Source organism: Pseudomonas sp. PS01299, from assembly GCF_029960145.1.
GTDB lineage: Bacteria > Pseudomonadota > Gammaproteobacteria > Pseudomonadales > Pseudomonadaceae > Aquipseudomonas > Aquipseudomonas putida_A.
In genome coordinates, this window is the sequence record NZ_JASCPO010000475.1 from 1 (window position 1) to 1,476 (window position 1,476).

Genomic DNA, 1,476 nt, shown 5'->3' on the forward strand with positions numbered 1-1,476 from the left:
ACCCGTCACAAACCTGTCACCCCCAACCTGCTAACCTCCCCTGCGCCTCCTCCCCACTTACTTAAGAGCCCCAACAAAAGGTGCCCCAAGGTGTACTCCGTCGCCCCACCCCGCCAAAAAATCATCCTCCGCTCCGAAAACCTCCACTCCGAAGACTTCGGCGCCCTCTTCTCCCGGCTCTTCGGCAATCGCTACGCCGACACCCCGCCGATCCCCTCCAACATCATCATCGGCGGCGTCTACGGGCGGCACGACGGGGTCAGTTTCCGGCGTATGCATTACCACGGTGATTTCACCGTCACCTTCCCCGACCCGCAGGACGAGATCACTTTTGTGATTCCCACGGCGGGCAAGATTGTGTTCAACCACCGCACCGAGTCCGTCGGTGTGGCGCAAGTGGGGTTGGCGATTGATAAGGCGGATATCCGCTCGATGCGGTTTCTCGACAATCACGCGCAGCACGGGATTTCGGTGAATCGGGGGCAGTTGACTGAGCGGTTGGCGGCGTTGTTGGGGCGGCCGGTTGTGCAGAAGATTGTGTTTGAGCCGGTGGTGGATCTGCACTCGGCAGCGTTTGGCGGGATCAAGGCGTTGATTGATCTGGCGACGGGGACGGAGTTTGATCTGTTGCTCAACAGCGGGACGCTGATGCCGTCGCGGTTGCGCGAGATGTTGATTGATGCGGTGCTGGAGGCGTGGCCGCACAATTTTACCGAGGCGTTGCGCCAGCCGGCGCCGAGGGTGGCGCCGCGGCATGTGAAGTTGGCGATGGCGTTTATTCAGGCGCATCCCGAGCAGTTGGTGAGTGGGGTTGAGTTGGCGCGGTTGAGCAATGCCAGTCAGCGCGCATTGCAGGATGGGTTTCGGCAGTTTGTCGGGATGTCGATTGTGGCGTATCAGCGGCAGGTGCGGCTGGAGCGCGCTTTCGAGGCGCTGGGGCAGCGGCATTCGGCGTCGGTGACGGAGGTGGCGTTGCGCTTTGGCTTCAGTAATGTCGGGCGGTTTTGTCAGTATTTTCAGCAGGCGTATGGGGTGAGTCCGGCGCATCTGAGAGGGCGGGGTTGATTGGTTTATCGGCGGGGATGCTGGTGGATCAGTTGATGGTGATGTTGGCTGTCATGGCGCCTTCGCGAGCAAGCCCGCTCCCACAGGGTTATGCAGTGGACTCAAGACTGGCGCTGGTCGGTGACACGGCTGATGTGCTGGACTCAGGTTTGGCGGCTGGCGGGGATCTGAATGTGGGAGCGGGCTTGCTCGCGAATGCGATGGGTCAGCCAAGGTGATGTTGGCTGACATGGCGCCTTCGCGAGCAAGCTCGCTCCCACAGGGTTAGTTGGTGGACTCAAGACTGGCGCTGGTCGGTGACACGACTGATGTGATGGGCTCAGGTTTGGCGGCTGGCCGGGATCTGAATGTGGGAGCGGGCTTGCTCGCGAATGCTGTGGGTCAGGCGAGGTGATGGTGACTGACACGGCC

At 61.3% G+C, this 1,476-nt stretch carries 1 protein-coding gene; it reads left to right on the forward strand.

The annotated features are described in order from the left end of the window. The first annotated feature begins 90 nt into the window (after positions 1-90). Complete coding sequence (locus tag QMX91_RS31095) at positions 91-1,065, forward strand: helix-turn-helix transcriptional regulator (RefSeq protein ID WP_282413905.1); 975 nt, start codon at positions 91-93, stop codon at positions 1,063-1,065. Positions 1,066-1,476: the final 411 nt, after the last annotated feature.